Source organism: Streptomyces sp. NPDC107538, from assembly GCF_055657445.1.
The window spans coordinates 1-18,257 of sequence record NZ_JBVKAY010000009.1 but is presented as its reverse complement, the minus strand read 5'-3'; the positions used below and the strand labels follow the sequence as shown (position 1 = coordinate 18,257).

General features: G+C 71.2%; 18 protein-coding genes. 11 read left to right on the top strand and 7 right to left on the bottom strand.

All coding sequences use genetic code 11. The features are described 5' to 3' along the window. Nucleotides 1–38: 38 nt before the first annotated feature. From ACZ7MG_RS29250 to ACZ7MG_RS29230, 5 genes are all read right to left on the bottom strand, one after another. Entirely contained in the window at nucleotides 39–1,262 is a 1,224-nt protein-coding gene (locus ACZ7MG_RS29250; RefSeq protein WP_471393327.1) for a DNA cytosine methyltransferase, read from the bottom strand. Between the two features lie 97 nt (nucleotides 1,263–1,359). Next, nucleotides 1,360–2,331, bottom strand: a complete 972-nt coding sequence (locus tag ACZ7MG_RS29245) for a DNA cytosine methyltransferase (RefSeq protein ID WP_471393330.1) — start codon at nucleotides 2,329–2,331, stop codon at nucleotides 1,360–1,362. Then, nucleotides 2,331–2,729 (bottom strand): very short patch repair endonuclease, encoded by a 399-nt coding sequence (locus ACZ7MG_RS29240; protein ID WP_471393390.1) that lies wholly within the window; start codon nucleotides 2,727–2,729, stop codon nucleotides 2,331–2,333. Before ACZ7MG_RS29240 ends, ACZ7MG_RS29245 begins: the two co-directional genes overlap by 1 nt. Nucleotides 2,730–3,182: 453 nt before the next feature. Continuing rightward, nucleotides 3,183–4,193 (bottom strand): SEC-C metal-binding domain-containing protein, encoded by a 1,011-nt coding sequence (locus tag ACZ7MG_RS29235; protein WP_471393333.1) that lies wholly within the window; start codon nucleotides 4,191–4,193, stop codon nucleotides 3,183–3,185. Nucleotides 4,194–4,408: 215 nt separating this feature from the next. After that, nucleotides 4,409–5,962 carry a glycoside hydrolase gene (locus tag ACZ7MG_RS29230; RefSeq protein WP_471393336.1) on the bottom strand — a complete coding sequence of 518 codons (1,554 nt, stop codon included), beginning with the start codon at nucleotides 5,960–5,962 and terminating at the stop codon, nucleotides 4,409–4,411. A gap of 220 nt (nucleotides 5,963–6,182) precedes the next feature. Between ACZ7MG_RS29230 and ACZ7MG_RS29225 the strand changes: the two genes are divergently transcribed. The 5 genes from ACZ7MG_RS29225 to ACZ7MG_RS29205 all read left to right on the top strand — a co-directional run bounded on the left by ACZ7MG_RS29225 (nucleotide 6,183) and on the right by ACZ7MG_RS29205 (nucleotide 9,725). Further along, a complete protein-coding gene (locus ACZ7MG_RS29225; protein WP_471393339.1) occupies nucleotides 6,183–6,827 on the top strand; it encodes a class E sortase in 645 nt (214 codons plus the stop codon). A 105-nt stretch (nucleotides 6,828–6,932) separates the two neighbouring features. Continuing rightward, nucleotides 6,933–7,247: a DUF6412 domain-containing protein gene (locus tag ACZ7MG_RS29220; protein WP_471393342.1), complete on the top strand. Its 315-nt coding sequence runs from the start codon at nucleotides 6,933–6,935 to the stop codon at nucleotides 7,245–7,247. Between the two features lie 131 nt (nucleotides 7,248–7,378). Beyond that, a complete protein-coding gene (locus ACZ7MG_RS29215; protein ID WP_471393345.1) occupies nucleotides 7,379–8,161 on the top strand; it encodes a YidC/Oxa1 family membrane protein insertase in 783 nt (260 codons plus the stop codon). Between the two features lie 131 nt (nucleotides 8,162–8,292). Next, entirely contained in the window at nucleotides 8,293–9,150 is an 858-nt protein-coding gene (locus tag ACZ7MG_RS29210; RefSeq protein ID WP_471393348.1) for a fumarylacetoacetate hydrolase family protein, read from the top strand. Nucleotides 9,151–9,308: 158 nt separating this feature from the next. Further along, complete coding sequence (locus ACZ7MG_RS29205) at nucleotides 9,309–9,725, top strand: hypothetical protein (RefSeq protein ID WP_471393351.1); 417 nt, start codon at nucleotides 9,309–9,311, stop codon at nucleotides 9,723–9,725. Between the two features lie 96 nt (nucleotides 9,726–9,821). On the opposite strand, the gene ACZ7MG_RS29200 is transcribed toward ACZ7MG_RS29205, so the two are convergent. Continuing rightward, nucleotides 9,822–10,289: a heme-degrading domain-containing protein gene (locus ACZ7MG_RS29200; RefSeq protein ID WP_471393354.1), complete on the bottom strand. Its 468-nt coding sequence runs from the start codon at nucleotides 10,287–10,289 to the stop codon at nucleotides 9,822–9,824. Beyond that, on the bottom strand, nucleotides 10,286–11,419 hold the full coding sequence (locus ACZ7MG_RS29195; RefSeq protein WP_471393357.1) for a Gfo/Idh/MocA family protein: 1,134 nt from the start codon (nucleotides 11,417–11,419) through the stop codon (nucleotides 10,286–10,288). Before ACZ7MG_RS29195 ends, ACZ7MG_RS29200 begins: the two co-directional genes overlap by 4 nt. 55 nt (nucleotides 11,420–11,474) lie before the next feature. Between ACZ7MG_RS29195 and ACZ7MG_RS29190 the strand changes: the two genes are divergently transcribed. The 6 genes from ACZ7MG_RS29190 to ACZ7MG_RS29165 all read left to right on the top strand — a co-directional run bounded on the left by ACZ7MG_RS29190 (nucleotide 11,475) and on the right by ACZ7MG_RS29165 (nucleotide 18,143). Next, nucleotides 11,475–12,860, top strand: coding sequence for an ROK family transcriptional regulator (locus ACZ7MG_RS29190; protein WP_471393360.1), 1,386 nt, complete (start codon nucleotides 11,475–11,477; stop codon nucleotides 12,858–12,860). 234 nt (nucleotides 12,861–13,094) lie between these two features. Next, nucleotides 13,095–13,922 carry a cell wall protein gene (locus ACZ7MG_RS29185; protein WP_471393363.1) on the top strand — a complete coding sequence of 276 codons (828 nt, stop codon included), beginning with the start codon at nucleotides 13,095–13,097 and terminating at the stop codon, nucleotides 13,920–13,922. Nucleotides 13,923–14,264: 342 nt separating this feature from the next. Next, nucleotides 14,265–15,044, top strand: a complete 780-nt coding sequence (locus ACZ7MG_RS29180; RefSeq protein ID WP_471397020.1) for an HAD-IIA family hydrolase — start codon at nucleotides 14,265–14,267, stop codon at nucleotides 15,042–15,044. A 154-nt stretch (nucleotides 15,045–15,198) separates the two neighbouring features. After that, on the top strand, nucleotides 15,199–15,948 hold the full coding sequence (locus ACZ7MG_RS29175) for a hypothetical protein (protein WP_471397023.1): 750 nt from the start codon (nucleotides 15,199–15,201) through the stop codon (nucleotides 15,946–15,948). Nucleotides 15,949–15,965: 17 nt separating this feature from the next. Next, entirely contained in the window at nucleotides 15,966–16,676 is a 711-nt protein-coding gene (locus ACZ7MG_RS29170; protein WP_471397025.1) for a class F sortase, read from the top strand. A gap of 444 nt (nucleotides 16,677–17,120) precedes the next feature. Beyond that, entirely contained in the window at nucleotides 17,121–18,143 is a 1,023-nt protein-coding gene (locus tag ACZ7MG_RS29165; protein ID WP_471397028.1) for a glycoside hydrolase family 6 protein, read from the top strand. Nucleotides 18,144–18,257 lie beyond the last annotated feature (114 nt).

Sequence of the window (18,257 nt, the reverse complement as noted above, 5' to 3'; positions counted from 1 at the left end):
AGGAGGCAAGCGAGGAGGACTGATCCGAGCCCCTCGTCCTACTGGTGGGGAGGGCGCCAGGACTTCAGTGCCTCGATGGCTCGTTCCTTGCGGCTCTCGTCCAGTCCCAGTGCCGTACACAGCACGTGCACGGCCAGGAGCGGCGGGATCGCGTTGCCGATCTGCTGCGCGACGTCGGTTCCTCGCCAGGGATACTCGGCCGGAAAGGTCTGCAGCAGTCCGGCCTCGCGGAACGTGAAGCGGTCCTGTTCCGGACCCAGTTCAGGATCGTCGTTCGCGTCGAAGCCCTTGAGGTCGTGCACTCTGTTGCGGCGTACCTTGCCGGTGACAGTGGCCGCCGGCGCGTCGGACGTGCGGAGGCCACGCTTCTTGGGGTCGCCCCCCGAACCGTAGTTGGAGCGGACTACGAAGTCCGAGGAGCGCGAGTCCTTGAGCGCGTCACCCATCGAGACCCATGGCTTCACTGACGGGGAGGCCGAGGCACCGAAGAGCGGACTCTGCCGGAGGGAGCGGACGGAGGCCTTGGGTTTCTGCGCCGCTGAGTGGCGCTTGGCCCCCTTGTGATAGCGCTGATGCGTCACTGGCGGGAACTCGACACTTCGGCCTCTGCCCTTCCCCTGGTAGCGAGCGATCAGCACCGCGCGGCGCCTTGTCTGTGGCACTCCGTACTCCTCGGTGTGCAGAATCTCGCACTCCGCGTCGTACCCGAGTTCGCGAAGGATCTCGCGGTACTTCTTCCACACGGGGAGGACGGTGGGGACCTGCTCCAATACCACCACCTCGTAGGGATCGGACTTGAGCTTCTTCTCAACGATCCATCGAAGGGGTTGGAGAACGAGCCCGGTGCGCTCGTCGGCCCATTCCAGTTCGACGGCTCTCCGCTCCACCTCCGCCCAAGCCTTCTCCAGGTGTCCGACGGTCGTGCTGTCTCCCACGAGCTGGGCCAGGTCCGTCACCTCGTCGAGCGCCTTGTGTCCCTCCCGGTTACCCGCCACCGAGTAGGTCTGGCAGGGCGGACCTCCGGTGAGGACGCGGGCCGAGCGCAACTCGGGGTCGAGCGGGTTCAGCTTCGCCACGTCGCCCACTTCGGTGGTGCGGAGACCGGCGGCGTGCCGCGTCGCGCGGGTCGATTTCTCCCACTCCACTCCGATTGCGGGCTCTCCGAGCACCTCGGCCGCGATGTCCAGGCCGCCCGGTCCTGCGAAGAGATCGACGATCACAGGTGGGCCCTGGTTTGCGTTCGTGTGAGGTGCGCGGGTCATGAGGGGGAAGTCTAGTCGGCCCGGGTACGGCGTACGGCCCGTATCGCGCGGCCGTTCGAGAGCCCGCTATTTCTGGTCTGACCAGGGAAGTCTTCGGTCAGGAACGGAGCGCGTGAGCGATTGCGAGGCCCAGTGCCTCGGCCACCGGCGGCGGGGAGGCGTGGCCGATCTGCCGGTAGCGGGCAGTTTTCTTTCCGGTGATCTCCCAGTCGTTCGGGAAGCTCTGGAGCAGGGCTGTCTGGTCCACCGTGAGCCGCACCATGCCGTCCTTGCCGAGTTCCGGCGCCCACGCGAAGTCCTGCCCGGGGATCTCGTCGCCCAGTGAATGGGCGTTCACACCCAGCTTTTCCCACTTCCGCTTGGTTCCGGCCGGGCCCAGGTCGGCCCCACCGCGGTTCTTCGACCCGCCTACCAGCGTCGGAGCCACGGTGGCCGCCTGGGCCGCCCAGCGGTCGGCATCCCTCCAGCCACGCGACCGCATGGAGGGCGCCAGGGCTTCGCCGGCCGACACATGATCCGTCACGGTGGGGGAGGGCGACCGAAAGGCCGAGAACCACCGCTTCTTGAGCGCCACAAGCACCCCTTGCTTGCGGTCCTGCGGCACTCCGAAGTCGGCGGCGTTGAGGACGAACCAGCCGAACTCGTAACCGAGATGCTTTAGTTCGGCACGGGCGAACTCGTGGAAGTCGTGGAACCTGTCCGGGTCCGCGAGGGCGGGCACATTCTCGACGAGCATGGCCCGAGGCCTGACCGCATGGGCGAGGTAGACGGCGGCCTTCAGCAGCCGCTCCTCCTCGCCTGACTCGGTCCGGGCGGCGGTGGCGTTGGACTTCACCCGCGGTAGTCCTGCGGACAGCAGGTCCACGTCGTAACTCTCCGGGTGCTCACTCGGATCGAGATCCAGAAGGTCCCCTTGAAGTACGTTCCAGTGCGGTCGGTTGGCCCGCAGGGTTCTGCAGGCATCGGTGTCCTCGTCCAGGAGCAGCGTCGGTTCGAAGCCGGCCCGCTCCAGTCCCAGGGCCAGCCCACCGGCCCCGGAGCACACGTCCACAAAGGTCAGCCCGCTCATCAATGCGTCCCCCGAGCCCGCTGGGCCCTCCGTCGGGTCACTGCCGCTGTGACGCGCAGGGCCACATCTTCCGCCGATTCATGCTCCCAGAACCGCAGGACCTCCCACCCGGCGGCCACGAGATGCTCGGTGGTCTCCGTGTCTCGCGCCATGTTGCGGTCCAGCTTCTGGCGCCACCACTCCGCGTTCGACTTCGGCTGCGTCGCGTGCTGGGGGCAGCCGTGCCAGAAACACCCGTCGATCAGCACTGCCACCTTGACCGATGTGAAGGCCACGTCGATCCGGCGTCGGGTCATGCCTGGGACCGGGAACTCCACGCGGTAGCGCAACCCGGCAGCGTGGAGCAAGCGACGAACGGCCAGTTCGGCGGCCGTGTCCTTGCTGACCTGTCTGCTCATGCGCGCGGAGACGGCGGGCGACAACGGCTTCATCGTGCTCAAGGCGGCTGTGCCTCACGATCGCGGCTCGGTCCGGTCGGTTGCAGTTCGATTCCATCACAGCGGAGCGGTCAGCCGCTCCGGGTCTTGGTGATCGAGATGGCGGCGATGGGGGCCGGTGCCGCCGAGGTTGCCGTAGGGCCACTCGCTTCTTAGCAGTGTCGTGATTCCGCGGCCCGCCTCAAGGGCGCTGCGCGTCGCCTGCGGCGATCGGCCTGCGGCCGACCCTTGACCCGGGCCGCGGAATCACTGAGGGAGAAGCGAGCGAGCGGCCCGGGAGGGTGGGGGGCCCGGCCGAGTTCAGGGTGGAGGTTAGCTGGGTTGTGGGGCGGGGTTCGGGGCGCGTACTCGGCTCGCAAGCACGCCGGGCTGGCTTAGCGGCTTGCGGTGAGTGGTGGGGGTGAGTGGTGGGGGTTACGCGCCGTGGCAGGTCTCGTACGTTTCCCCCGAGCCGCACCAGCACGCACTGCCACGTTGCGGGGGCCAGGAGACGGCCAGGCCTCGGGCCGCCAGGGTCGTCGCGTACTGGGGGAGGAGGGTCGCGTCGTCCGGGGAGGAGCCCTCTGAGGCGGCGAAGGCCTCGTATGACGGGACCGTGCCTGTGACGATGCCCAGGTTGGGGGTGCCTGAGGAGGACAGTTCCCTCAGGGAGGCCTCTATTGTCGTCAAGTGGGACTCGTGGGACGGGTATTCCGTCGACAGGCCTGGGTACGCCGTCACCAGTTCCGAGAGTTCGGGGGCCGGCCAGTGGAGGACCGCTACCGGGAAGGGGCGGGACAACGCCTCTCGGTACGCGCCCAGCTCCGCTCGTAGGCGGGAGATTTCGGCCTGCAACTCCGCTGGGTTGTCCGAGCCCAGGGACCAGACTCGTTTTGGGTCGTGGAGTTCGTCCAGGGAGATCGAGGACGAGTGTTGGGTGTCCGCTACCGCGTCCCAGTTGTCGTGGGGGGCGCCCAGCATGCGGCGGACCCTGTGGCGGCCGAACAGCAGGGCGCGGGTGGAGTAAGGGGGTTCTGCCACGTCCGTCAGGAGGAGGGTCACGGCTGAAGTGAACGTGTCCTGGGCCGCCTCCAGCTCGTCGTGGGCCTCCAGGGCCTCCGCGACGATCACCCAGGGGGCCGGGTCGCGCGGGGCGGCCGCGCGGACTCCGTCGATGATCGCGCGGGCCTCCGCCTCGTGGCCGTACTCCCAGAGGTTGGAGGCCTTGAGGGCTCGTACCAGGTGGGGGTTGTCCAGGGGGGTGGAGGACGACAGGAGGCGGTCGTAGAGGGCCGTCGCGGTGGGGCGGTCGCCGGCCAGTTCCCGGTGGGCCGCGGCCTGCAGCAGCAGGTGCTCGGCGTCCTCCGGGTAGAGGTCGGCGGTCCGCTCCAGGCGTGCCGCTTCGGCGGTGTGGTCGACGTTCTCGGCAGGCGTGTCGGGGCGCATGGACGACACCGTACTGCCGATGGGGGAGGGAAGGGGATGAGAGGTGAGGTGCGGGCGGGGGCGGGAGGGAGGGGGTAAGGAGGTGGGAGGGGGCAGGTCAGGGGCGCGTTCGCTCCTACCTTCCGGCCTACCTTCCGGCCTACCTTCCGGTCCACCATCCGCCCGGTCTTCCGTCCCGCCCCTCCCGTCCCGCCTCCCTCCCGCTCCGCTTCCGTCTAGATCGTCACGCCGTCGATCTGCAGTGTCTGTACCGCCCCCGCCGCGAACGGGACCGCCACCGACTTGCCGCTCAGGAACGTGTCCGAGTACGCGCGGTAGCGGTCGCTGCCGCCCGAGGTGTGGGTGTTCCAGCGGGGGACCAGGCCGTTCGTGCCGCCGGTCACCGTGGTGAAGCCCGAGAGGTTGAAGGTGAAGGTCTGGGCGGAGGTGGCGGTGTTGATCGCCACGATCACCAGGCGCTTTGCCGACGCGTCGTACGCCGCCGCCGTGTAGCTGGAGCCCGCGTCCAGGATGGTCATTCCGGGGCGGATGTGGCGGCTGAACTGTGCCATTACGTAGTACTTGGTCTGGATTGTCGTGGGTTGGAGGGTGTTCGCGTCGTACGCGATCATCGCCCAGCCCGCCGTCGGGTCCATCACCTGCCAGTAGACCCAGGCCGTGGGGTGGAGCCAGCGGAAGTCGTAGCAGAGGTTGCGGGCGAGGGTCCAGCCCGTGCCGTCGCTGTCGCCCGTCTCCGAGTTCCAGAGCTTCTTGCCGGACGTCGTCACCACGTCCGTGTAGAGGAGGTCGCGGCGGCCGTTCGCGCCCTGGTAGCCGTGCACGTTCACCTGGCTGACCAGGGCTTTCGTCGACGAACCGAAGGCCGCCCAGGTCGAGCGGGCCGTGTCGTAGTTCGTCTCGTCGGAGGCCGAGATACGGACCGACGTCAGACCGCGGGCGTCCAACTCGCTGCGCATGTAGGGGAGTACGGCCGCCTGGACCGCCGGGTCCATGTGGCAGCCCTCCTGGGTGCCGGTGGCCGTCCACCAGGAGGCCGCCGGCTCGTTGAAGGGGTCGACCGTCGCGAAGTTCACGCCCCAGTTGTTCTTGGCGTAGAGGGCCGTCGCCGCCAGGTGGGAGGCGTGCTGGCGGTAGTTCCAGGTCTGGAGGTTGTTGCCGCCGCCGGAGGCGCCCGAGGGGTTGTGGTTCGAACACATCCACCACATCGGGGAGTTCGCGAAGAGTTCCGTCGTGGCCCCCCGCGCCACCGCCTTCGTCAGGGCCGCGCGCTGGTTGGCGTCGGCGGTCCAGTCCCAGGCCGAGGAGGTCGGGTTCTCGTTGGTGTAGTCCTGCCAGAAGCCCTCGATCTGCTTGAAGGCGGGGATGTTGGGGGACTTCACCATCGACTCGCCGTTGATGGAGTTCGAACTGCACGCGCCGAGGTTGTACCGGGCGATGTTCATGCCCAGGCCGGGCAGGGCCGTGCCGTTGTACGTCGTCGTCTTCGTGGTGAACCACAGGTCGGCGAAGTCGTCCCGGGCGCCGAAGACGTTCGCCCACCAGGCGAGGGAGGTGCCCCAGCCCTCCCAGGTGCCGTACTTCGTGGCCGGGTTGACGGCGATGGTCGCGTCTGCGCTCGCCGTGCCCGTGCCGAGGGCGGTGCCGACGACCGCGCCGCCGGCCGCCGCCAGCAGGGCTCTGCGGCCGAAGGCCGTCGGGGGGCGGTCCGGGGCCGGGGGCTCCGCGGTCGGTCTCGCCTGGTCGTCCTTGGGGTCGGGGGATGCAGTCATGTCAGCTCCGGGGGATGCGGGTGCCGAGGGGAGGGAAAGGTGGGGTTCGGGGGGACCGGCCACCTTCCGAACTGCTCAGTGGAGACAACTGCTCAGTGGGGACAACTGCTCGGACAACTGCTCAGTAGGGACATCGGAAGAGTCAGGGGTGAGTGGTGAGGTTGTCGAGAGGTGTGACAGCGCTTTCTGCTATTTCTTTCAAGGGTTGTGAGAAGGGGAGATGAAAGTCCCCCACGTACGTGCCCTCCGCGTCGCCGCCGAGTGCGCCGTCACCTTCGGGCTCGTCCTCCTCCTCTTCGTCGCCCATCAGCTGTGGTGGACCAACCGGCAGGCCCAGGAGGGTGCGGCCCGCGAGGTGGCCGCGCTGGAGAGGGAGTGGGCGGTCGCGAGCGGGACGGAAACGCCCTCCCAGCCGTACGAGCCGTACGCCGTCCTCGTCGTCCCCCGCCTCCGGCTCCGCGTGCCCGTCGCCGAGGGGGTCGGCCGGGCGGAGGTCCTCGACAAGGGGTACGTCGGGCACTACCCGGGGACCGCGCAGCCGGGCCGGCCCGGGAACTTCGCGCTCGCCGGGCACCGCACCACCCATGGCGAGCCCTTCCGCCGGCTCGACCTGCTCGCCCCCGGCGACAAGGTCCGCGTCGAGACCCGGGACGCCGTGTACACGTACGTCGTCGACCGGACGCTCCCGCAGACCGCGCCCGGCGACGGCGGTGTCCTGCGGCCCGTCCCGCGCAGCGAGGTGCGCACGGCGTACGGGTACGACGAGCGCGGCCACTACCTCACGCTCACCACCTGCACGCCCGCGTACACCTCCACGTACCGGCTCGTAGTCTGGGGGAAGCTGCGCTCGGTCCGGCTCAGATGAGAGCATGCGGATGAGAGCGGTCCGATGAGAACATCGGATGAGAGCATGTGTGCGAGTGCGCCGCCGAACGGGGCGCGGGGAGTACCGAGAGGGAGGAGGAGTGTCGTGATCCGGAGCTGGTTCGGTCAGCGTCCCGCCGCGATGCTGCTGCTGCTCCTCTTCGAGGTCGCCGTCCTCGACACCGGCACGCTCTCCGCGGCCGTCGCCTTCGCGGCCACCGCCGCGGCCGGCTCCGCCTTCGCCGCCTGCGCGCTGATCGCCTCGCGCTGCGCGCCCGTCGTACCCCGGACGCGCGTACGGACCGCCATCCGGGACCGTGAGCGCCGTACGGCGTTCCTCCCGCAACGCGATCCCGACGCACGCGGGCGTACGCGCCCCCGGGCGCCCGGACACGCCCTCCTGACGGCCACCGCCGCGTAGGGCACACCCCCACCCGTTCTTCTTCTGGCTGAGGCCTGTGCTCCGCAGGCGGCCCGTCGCGCCGAGTCCGGTCGATCCGACCGCAGCTCACCGCTCCCCGGCACGACGAGACCCCTGGAGGGCTCACACCCATGTCCGTATTCGCCGACCTTGTCGCGCACCTCGCCGATCTGCTCCAGCCGCTGTTCCACGCCTCCGCGACGGCCGTCGCGATCGTCGTGTTCACGGCGCTCGTACGCCTGCTCGTGCACCCCCTGTCCCGGGCGGCGGCGCGCGGGCAGCGGGCGCGGATCGCGCTGCAGCCGCAGATCGCGGAGCTGCGGAAGAAGCACGCGAAGAACCCGGAGAAGCTCCAGAAGGCGATGCTGGAGCTGCACACCAAGGAGAAGGTGTCGCCGCTGTCCGGCTGCCTGCCCAGCCTCTGCCAGCTGCCGGCCTTCTTCCTCCTCTACCACCTGTTCTCCAACACCACGATCGGCGGCGAGTCCAACGCCCTCCTCACCCACAAGCTCTTCGCGGCCCCGCTCGGCGACCGCTGGCACGACGCGCTCGGCGACGGCGGTGTGTTCGGGCCGCAGGGGGTCGTCTACCTGGGGCTCTTCGTGATCGTCGCGTGCGTCGCCGCCTTCAACTTCCGGCGTACGAAGCGGATGATGGCGGCGGGTACGGCCGGGATGCCGGCCGTGTCGGACGAGCAGGTGCCCGGGATGGCGGCGAGCATGGGGGCCGTCAGCAAGTTCATGCCGTTCATGTCCTTCTTCACGCTGGTCAGCGTGGCGGTGGTGCCGCTGGCCGCCGCGCTGTACGTGGTGACCAGTACGACCTGGAGCGCGGTGGAGCGGGCGGCGCTCTACCCGCTGCCCTCGGCCGGGACCGCCCCCGGTGCGTCGGCGGCGGCTGCCACCACCCCGTAGGGGCCGGCGCGGACGGTCCAGTCCGTGAACCGGGTCTTGCGGAGTGGACCGTGACCTTGGACGATCGACCAGTCCTCCGATGGCTGCACCCATCGGTCGGGCGCGGCGGACGACCGAGGGAGATGGCGACCATGAAGCTGCTGCGAGTCGGTACGGCGGGTGCGGAGCGGCCCGCGCTGCTCGACGCCGAGGGGGTCCTGCGGGACCTGTCGGGCGTCGTGCCGGACATCGACGGCGCGCTGCTCGCGGACGAGGCGGCGCTCGGGCGGGTCCGGGAGGCCGCCGAGAGCGGTGAGCTGCCCGTCCTGGACGCGGCGGGACTGCGGGTCGGGCCGCCGCTCGCCCGGATCGGCAAGATCGTCTGCATCGGGCTCAACTACCACGACCACGCGCGCGAGACCGGGGCCGAGCCGCCCTCCGAGCCGGTGATCTTCTTCAAGGCGGCGGACACGGTGGTCGGGCCCTACGACACGGTGCTTGTGCCGCGCGGGTCGACGAAGACCGACTGGGAGGTCGAACTCGCGGTCGTGATCGGGCGTACGGCCCGGTACGTCGAGTCGCGTGAGGCGGCGCTGGAGCATGTCGCCGGGTACGCCGTGTCCCACGACGTGTCCGAGCGGGAGTTCCAGCTGGAGCGCGGGGGGACGTGGGACAAGGGGAAGAACTGCGAGACGTTCAATCCGCTGGGGCCGTGGCTGGTGACGGCGGACGAGGTGCCCGATCCGCAGAAGCTGGGGCTCCGGCTGTGGGTCAACGGGGAGCCGAAGCAGGACGGGACCACCGGGGAGCAGATCTTCGGGGTGAGTGAAGTCGTGCGCTACGTCAGTCAGTTCATGACGCTGTACCCCGGGGATGTCATCAACACGGGGACGCCTGCGGGGGTGGCCCTGGGGGAGCCCGAGCCGAAGCCGTTCCTTCGGGCCGGGGATGTGGTGGAGCTGGAGATCGAGGGGCTGGGGCGGCAGCGGCAGGAGTTCGAGGACGCGTAGGTGGTGTACGTGTTGGGCTGAATCGCTTCGGTCCGGTTCTGTTCCTGCTCGGAAAGTAGTTGCCACTGCCTCGTTTGTTGTTGAAGATGTGTCTGCTTCAACATCAACAACCAGTGACAACGGGGGAAAACATGAAGCAGCTGGGCAGGAGCAAGCGCGTGGCGTCCGTCGGGACCGCCGCCTCGGTGCTGGCCGCAGGGCTGGTTCTCGGTGTCGCGGCGCCTCAGGCGAGTGCCGCGGACTGGAGTTCCTTCACCTATGAGGTGGACGGTTCCGTCAACGTGACGGTGTCCAACGGCGGCAGGGTCGCCGGGTTCGGCGCGTGGGCGCGTGACCCCGGTGATCTCGGAAGCGCCACCGGAGACACGCTGATCGCCAACGACCAGTTGGCGGACGGCTACGGCATCGAGGCGCGTCTGGACACGGGCAGGGTCGCCACGACCCGAGGGCACGAGTCGCCGTACACCGACCGTGTGACGGGGGACCTTCGCGAGGACCAGACGTACTACCTCACCGTCTGTGTCGTGCAGGGGTCGTTCAAGAAGTGCTTCGGGAGCAACGCCGTCAAGTCGTGATCCGCGTGCCGGACCGCGCGAGTCGTGTTCCGAACGTCTGAAAGGGGCCCGCTGTGCGCGGGCCCCTTTCGGGTTCCGGTGGGGTGTGCCGCCGGATCAGTGGTCGAGGAAGCGCCCCAAGGCCTCCACCACCATGGCGTGGTCCTCCAGTTGGGGGAGGCCCGAGACCGTTGCCGTGCCGATGACTCCGGCGCCCATGACCGTGATCGGGAACGAGCCGCCGTGGGCCGCGTAGGTGTCGGGGTCCAGGCGGGAGGAGTCCTCGAAGGTGGTGCCCTTGGCGCGGAAGCGGGCGCCGACCAGGTAGGAGGAGGCGCCGTAGCGTTCCACGACCCGGCGTTTGCGGTCGATCCAGGTGTCGTTGTCCGGGGTCGAGCCGGGGAGGGCGGCGTGGAAGAGCTGTTGGCCGCCGCGGCGGATGTCGATGGCGACGGGGGCGTGGCGTTCGCGGGCCAACTCCACCAGGAGGGAGCCGAGCGCCCAGGCGTCGTCGTGGGTGAACTGGTCGAAGACCAGGCGGAGTTCCTGGGCCTCCAGTTCCGCGATGGTGGGGGCCTCGGTCATGACAGCTTCACCGCCACACCCTCGGTCGCCGACTTCCGCGCCGCTTCCAGTACGTCCAGCGCGGCGGCCGCCTCGTACGCCGTGACCGGGTTCTCGCCGGTGCCGTGCAAGGCGGCGGACACGGCCTTGTAGTACGCGGGGTAGTCGCCCGGGAGGGTCGGGACGGGGGTGCCGCCGCCGGTCAGGGGCGAGTCGCCGGCGCCGACGCGGCCCCAGAGGTTCTCGGGCTCCTCGCCCCAGGCGGTGCCGGGAGCCGGGCGTTCGCCGTCGCGCAGGGCCGCCTCCTGGGGGTCGAGGCCGTACTTGACGTACCCCGCCTCGGAGCCCAGTACCCGGAAGCGCGGGCCGAGTTGGGGGGTGACGGCGGAGGCGTAGAAGTGGGAGCGGACGCCGTTCGCGTGCGTCACCGCGATGAACGTGTCGTCGTCCGTCTCGGCACCCGGGCGGCGCAGGTCGGACTCGGCGTACACGAGGGTGGCCGGGCCGAAGAGGGTGAGGGCCTGGTCGACGACATGGCTGCCCAGATCGTAGAGGAGACCTCCGATCTCTGCGGGGTCGCCGGACTCGCGCCAGCCGCCCTTCAGTTGGGGGCGCCAGCGTTCGAAGCGGGACTCGAAGCGGCGGACCTCGCCCAGTTCGCCGTCGGCGAGCAGCTTGCGGAGGGTCAGGAAGTCGTTGTCCCAGCGGCGGTTCTGGAAGACGGAGAGGAACAGGCCGCGGGAGTCCGCGAGGGCGGCCAGCTCGCGTGCCTCGGCCGCCGTACCGGCGACGGGCTTGTCGACGACGACCGCGAGGCCCGCCTCCAGGGCGGCCGTCGCCACGGGGACGTGCGTCTTGTTCGGGGAGGCGATGACGACCAGGTCCAGTTCGTCCGCGCGGGCCCACAGCTCGTCGGCCGTGGCGGCGAACCGCACCTCCGGGAACTCGGCGCGGGCCTGGGCGCGCCGCTCGGGGTTCGACGTGACGACCGTGTCGAGGGCCAGGCCCTCGGTCGCGGCGATCAGCGGGGCGTGGAAGACGGAGCCGGCGAGGCCGTAGCCGACGAGGGCGACGCGGAGGGGGCCGCCCGCGCCGGGACCTGAGCCGGTACCCGTGCCGGTACCTGTGCTGGTGTCTGTCGTGCCTGTCATACGACCACTTAAGCAACGCTGTTGCCAAAGTGCAAGCGCGAGGGACAATGGGAGGGTGAACGGCAACCGGAACGGCAACGGCGGCGCCAGCGGCGACGTCAACGGCGGCGTCAACGGGAACGGGAACGGGAACGGGACCAGCGACCGGAGTGGCAACGCCGGCAGGGGCGGGCGCACCGCGGGAGTGACCGGCGTGAATCTGCTCGCCCTGCGCAGCCACAACGGGGCGCTGGTGCTGGACCTGCTGCGGGCCGCCGGGGTGGCCGGGATAAGCCGACTGGAGCTGGCCGACCGGACCGGGCTCACCCCGCAGGCGGTCAGCAAGATCACCGCCCGGCTGCGTGCGGACGGGCTGGTGACGGAGGCGGGGTACCGCGCGTCCACCGGGGGCAAGCCGCGCACCGTGCTGCGGCTGGTGCCCGACGCCGGGCACGCGGTCGGCCTCCACCTCGACCGCGACGAACTGACCGCCGTCCTCTGCGACCTGACCGGCACGGTGGTCGCCGAGCGGCGGGCACCGCTGAACCTCGGCGCCGGGGCGGACGCGGTGGTCGAGGGCGCGGCGCGGGAGGTGGAGGCGCTGCTGGCGGGGGTGAGCGAGGGGCGTACGGCGGCGTGGGGTGAGGGGCGTACGGCCGTGCCGGGCGAGGGGCGCGCGGTTGAGGTGGGCGAGGGGCGTGAAGCCGGGTCGGCGGAGGGGCGTGCGGCTGGGGTAGCGGAGGGGCGTGGGGCTGGGGTGGGCGAGGGTGGGGCCGGGGTGTACGGCGCCGCGCTGCTTCCCGTGCTCGGCGTCGGGGTCGCTCTCCCCGGGCCTCTCGATCATCTGCACGGGGTGCTGCACCGGGTCACCGGGTTCCCGGAGTGGGACGGGTTTCCGCTGCGGGCGGCGCTGGCGCGGCGGCTCGGGATGCCGGTGGTGGTGGACAAGGACACCAACGCGGCGGCGCTGGGGCTCGCGGCGGTCGCGGGGGCGCACGGGTCCTTCGCCTACCTCCACCTCGGTACGGGGCTGGGGGCGGGGCTCGTGATCGACGGGGCGGTGCATCGCGGGGCGCGGACGCGGGCCGGTGAGTTCGGGCACCAGGTGGTGCAGCTGGACGGGCCGATGTGCGAGTGCGGGAACCGGGGGTGCGTGGAGGCGCTGTGCCTCGCGGCGGTGGCGCGGGGGGATGTGGAGGAGGCGGCGCGGGTGCTCGGTACGGGGGCCGCGAATCTGGTGGGGCTGCTGGACATCGAGCTGGTGCTGCTGGGTGGGCGGACGGTCGAGGCGCGGCCCGACGTGTTCGTGCGGGGGGTGGGGCTGGTGCTGGACGAGTGGGCTCGGCGGCAGGGGGAGGATCCGGCCGTGCCGGTGCGGGTGGTGGGGGGTGGGGCGTCCGGGGTCGCGGAGGGGGCGGCTCAGTTGTTGTTGGCGCCGTTGTTCGGGCGGGAGGACGGGTGACGGGGGTGCCTGTTCGCCGTGGGGGTTGGGGGCTGGGGGTGCGTTGGCGGGTGCGGGTTCTTCGTGGTTGATCGCGCAGTTCCCCGCGCCCCTGAAATGGGCCGCTGTGTTTCTTCCCGGTGTCTATGAGGGAGCCCCCCGCTCCGCTGATCGAGCGGTCATCCGGGGTCGATCCTGGGGGGTCGAGGCGTGGCGGGGGGTATGGGTGCGGGTTGATGGCATGGTCATGTGTTCATGCGACTGTCCACATATACGGCTACGTGTCTGACCCTCGCCCTCGCCACCACAGCAGCCGCCCTCGTCACCGGCCCCGCGGCGGCGGACGACCGGCGGCCCACCTGCACCGGTGCCGGTGCCGACGGTGGCGCCTTCCCCCTCCGGACCCGTATCCGCGGTGGTCCCGCCGCCTATGTCGCCGGCGGTGGCTTCCACACCTGGGCGGTGGACCTCACCAACACCACCTCCCGGACCTGCGGCAACATCCACCCCGTGGTCGTCCTGGTCGACGGCGCGCGCAGGCTGGAGCGGACGCAGCCGCAGCTGGAGTTCTACGCGGACGCCAAGGGGACCACGGCCCGGCCGGTGACCTTCGAACGGACCGACGCGGACGAGTTGGTCGGCGTCCTGGGCGGCGCCGGCACCGGGTTCACCGTGCCGCCCGGCCGCACCCTCACCGTCAGGGTCCGTCTCTCCCTCACCTCCGACGCGGCCGTCCCCAACGACGTCGTGGCGAAGGCGGCCGTGGTCGAGCGGCGCGGCGACGACAGCGAGTGGGTCGGCGAGTCCAACGCCTACCGCTTCCGGATCACCGACGGGGAGGAGGCGGAGGAGAGAGAGGAGCGGGGAGAGGAAACCGAGCCCGGCAAGGAAGGGGGCGGCCAGGACGGGGGCGGGGCCGCGAAGGAGGGCGGCGGCGGTGTCGTACGGGGCGAGCCGCGGCCGTACGCCGACGAGTTGGCCGCCTCGGGAATGCGCGAGGCACTGCCGTACGTCACCGGGCTCCTGCTCCTCTCCGCCGGCGGCCTGCTGGTGGCGGCCGTCCGCAGACGCACCGCCGGGTGAGGCGAGGAGTGGCAAGCGCCGTCGCGGGGTGCGGGTGGGTGGGGGCGGGCCGCGCAGTTCCCCGCGCCCCTGAAAAAGCGGGGCTGCGCCCCTGCTTTTTCGGCCCGAAAGGGCCGTAGGCCCTTAAGGGGCGCGGGGAACTGCGCGAGAAGCCCCACCGAACCCGCACCCGCCAACACACCCCTCCCACGACCGACCCCCTCTGACCTGATCGCGCGCGGTCTCAGCGGCCAAGATCGGCCTCCTCTTTTCGGCCAGGGCTCATTAGGGTTGGGGCGGACCCGGACGTACGGATGTACGGACGTACGGCAGGAATCGGTAGAGGTCGGCAGGAGAACGCACATGGCAGAGCGCAAGCCCATCGAGTCGTGGCTCACCGACATGGACGGGGTGCTCATCCACGAGGGCGTGCCGATCCCCGGCGCCGAGGCCTTCATAAAGAAGCTCCGCGAGTCCGGCCGCCCCTTCCTGGTGCTCACCAACAACTCCATCTACACCGCCCGTGACCTGCACGCCCGCCTCTCCCGCATGGGCCTGGACGTGCCCGTGGAGAACATCTGGACCTCCGCCCTGGCGACCGCCCAGTTCCTGGACGACCAGCGGCCCGGCGGCACGGCGTACGTCATCGGCGAGGCGGGGCTGACGACCGCGCTGCACGACATCGGGTACGTCCTCACCGACCACCAGCCCGACTACGTGGTCCTCGGCGAGACCCGTACGTACTCCTTCGAGGCCATGACGAAGGCGGTACGGCTGATCAACGACGGTGCCCGGTTCATCGCCACCAACCCGGACGAGACCGGCCCCTCCACCGAGGGCCCGCTGCCCGCGACCGGCGCCGTGGCCGCGCTGATCACCAAGGCGACCGGGCAGAAGCCGTACTTCGCCGGCAAGCCGAACCCGCTGATGATGCGCACCGGCCTGAACGCGATCGGCGCGCACTCCGAGACCAGCGCGATGATCGGCGACCGGATGGACACGGACGTCCTCGCGGGCATCGAGGCCGGGATGGAGACCTTCCTCGTCCTCACCGGCCTCACCACTCCCGAGCAGATCGAGAAGTTCCCGTACCGCCCGTCGAAGGTCGTGAACTCGATCGCGGACCTCGTCGACCGCATCTGAGCCCGGCCGCCCCCCGGCCTGCGGACGACCTCCGCCCCCGGTCCCCGGATAAACCTCCGGACACCCGTCGGACACCCGTACGGAGCAGTCGTGGCGCCTCCCCGGATGCGGCGCGCTGCCCGGCGGGGGAGTCTCAGGTGTCTGGAGGTTCACCATGGGCTCATTGCGAGTCACTCTCTGTGCCGGGACGGTGGTCGCGGCGGCGCTGACCGCGTCGGCGCCCCCGGCCCACGCGGCCGACTCGGGGAACGTCTCGGTGGTGCCGGCCTCGCCGGTGCCCGGCAGCGACATCCAGGTGCGGGCCAAGGGCTGTGCGGGGCGGTCCGGAACGGCCTCCTCGAAGGCGTTCGTCGCCGACGCGCAGCTCACCCAGCTCAGCGGCAGAAGCCTCGGCACGCTCGCCGGGGAGACCCGCGTACGGTCCTCGCTCAAGCCCGGCACCTACGGCGTCCGGATCACCTGTGACGGCAGGGAAGACAAGGTCACGGGGACGATCGAGGTCGGCGGCGGGAAGCCCGGCGGCGGGAAGCCCGCCACCAAGCCGCCCGCCACCGGATCACCGGCACCGAAGCCGCCCGCCACCAAGCCACCGGCCACCGAACCGCCGGACACCGCGCGGCCGGACACGAAGCCCGATGAGCCCGATGCCTCCACCCGGCCCTCCGCCCCCGCCTCCCCGGTCGCCCCCGTGCGCGCGGGCGGCGGTGGGGCGGCGGCGGGGCTCGCGGCGGCCGATCCGGCGGGCGCACGGGGCTCGGCCGACCCGGCCAACTCCATGGACGACGCCCGGCACACCGGCCCCGGCGCCCGGCACGCGGTGGTCGGACTGGTTCTCGCCGGGGTCGCGGCGGTGGCGGTCGTGGCGCGGGGCGCGCGCCGGGGCCGCGGCCGGGGTACGGAGTAACGGACTAAGGGGTCGCTGTGCCGAGACGGGACTATTCCGACGACGGAAGCGCGATCGGGGGCGTCGGTGCCGAAGGCAGGCCGGGCGGTACCGGCCGCGTCGTCACCGGTGTCGCCTGGGCCGTGCTGCTGCTCGCCCTCTGGCTCTGGGGCCGCGAGGTCACCGACGTACGGCCCGGCACATCCGCGCCGACCACCGGTGACGTGGCGGCGGTCGGGCGGCCCGACCGGGCCGAACTGCCGCCCGCGGCCGAGCCGTTGGGAGGTGCGCGGCCTCAGCGGCTGGACATCCCCGCGCTGGGCGTGCAGGCGCCGGTCGTGGCCCGGGGCCTGGACCGGGACGGGGCGATCGAACCGCCCGCCTACGGTCAGCCGGGCGTCGTCGGCTGGTACGCGGCCGGTGCGCGGCCGGGGGCGACGGGCGCCGCGCTCTTCGTCGGGCACGTCGACACCGAGACCCGGCCCGCCGTCTTCTACAAGCTGAGCGCGCTGGGGGTCGGCGAGAAGATCCGGGTGGCCCGCAGCGACGGCCGGATCGCCGAGTTCACCGTGGACGACGTCCAGGTCCTCGGCCGCGACGACTTCGACGCCCGACAGGCCTACGGCGTGCGGCAGTCGGGGCGCGCCGAACTCCGACTCGTCACCTGCGGCGGCACGTTCGACAAGGCGAGCCGTACGTACACCGCGAACGTCGTCGTCTCCGCGTACCTGAGCGGGACGGGAACCTGAGCGGGACGGGACCGTGAGCGCGCCCCGGGCGCTCCTCACCCGCGCCGAGTGACAGCCGGCACCCGCGCCGAATGACACGCGGCCCGGCCGGCGACCCGCTCCCCCGGAAGCCGCCGACCGGGCCGGTCCTCGACCGTGCGCGCTCGGGCCGCGGGAGTTGGCCCGGCGCGAACACGGGAGGTCTGGGGACTCGGAGTACTGGGAGCACCCGGAGGGCGCGACAGGCCTGGCCGGGGCCGTTCGTCTGCGACTCTAGAGCGCGCGGGCGCCACCGGCTAGAGGCTGTTTGACGCCAAGTCGACCGGGCGTGGCTCTATGTCATCGGCCCAGGTGAACGCGGCACGGAAAGCCGCTTCTCGGCCAAGGCGACGACGGCCTCGTGGGCGAGGCGGGACTTATGTCAGGATTGGGGCTTACGACACGGTGCACCCAAGGGGGAGTTGGATGTACGGCAGTAGGGGGGCCGGGGTTCGGGCGTCCGTGGGGGTGATGGGGGCGGCGTTACTGCTCGCCGGCTGTTCCGGGGGAGACGACGGTGACGGTGAGAAGGACCGGGCCTCCGGTCCCGGCATCACTCAACAGCCCAGCGGCACCGACCCGTTCTGGGTCAATCCGCAGGGGAACGCGGCGGCGCAGGTCGCCGCCTACGAGAAGGCCGGCAAGGACAGGGACGCGAAGCTGATCCGCAGGATCGCCGAGCAGCCGACCGGCGAGTGGATCGGCCCGGAGAACCCGGAGCGGGAGGCCAAGGGCTTCACCGAGGCCGCGGAGAAGGCCGACCGGGACGCCGTCCTCGTCCTCTACAACATCCCGCACCGCGACTGCGGCCAGTACTCCGGCGGCGGCGCGGCCGACGGGGACGCGTACCGGGCGTGGATCGACGGCGTGGCCGAGGGCATCGGGGACCGGTCGGCCACGGTCGTCCTGGAGCCCGACGCGGTGCTGCACGTGGTGGACGGCTGCACCCCGGAGGAGTTCCACGAGGAGCGGTACGACCTGCTCAAGGGCGCGATCGAGCGGCTCGGCGGGCTGAAGAACACGAAGGTGTATCTGGACGCGGGCAACGCGGGCTGGGGCGACCCCGAGGAGATCTACGACCCTCTCAAGTGGGCCGGCGTGGAACAGGCGGACGGCTTCGCCGTCAACGTCTCGAACTTCTACACCACGGACGATTCCATCGAGTACGGCCGCCGGCTCTCCGCGAAGATCGGCGACAAGCCGTTCGTCATCGACACCAGCCGCAACGGCAACGGCCCCTGGACCGAGGGCGACGAGGACGAACGCTGGTGCAATCCGCCGGGGCGGGCGCTGGGGGAGTCTCCGACGACCAAGACGGCGGACTCACTGGTGGACGCGTATCTGTGGGTGAAGCGGCCGGGAGAGTCGGACGGGGAGTGCAAGGGGGGACCCAAGGCCGGGGAATGGTGGCCGGAGTACGCCCTGGACTTGGCGAAGGCGTCCGGCTGACCACCGGTGGGGGCTGGTCGCGCAGTTCCCCGCGCCCCTTAAGGGCCTACGGCCCCTTCGGGCTGAAAAGCATGGGGCGCAGCCCCTGCTTTTCAGGGGCGCGGGGAACTGCGC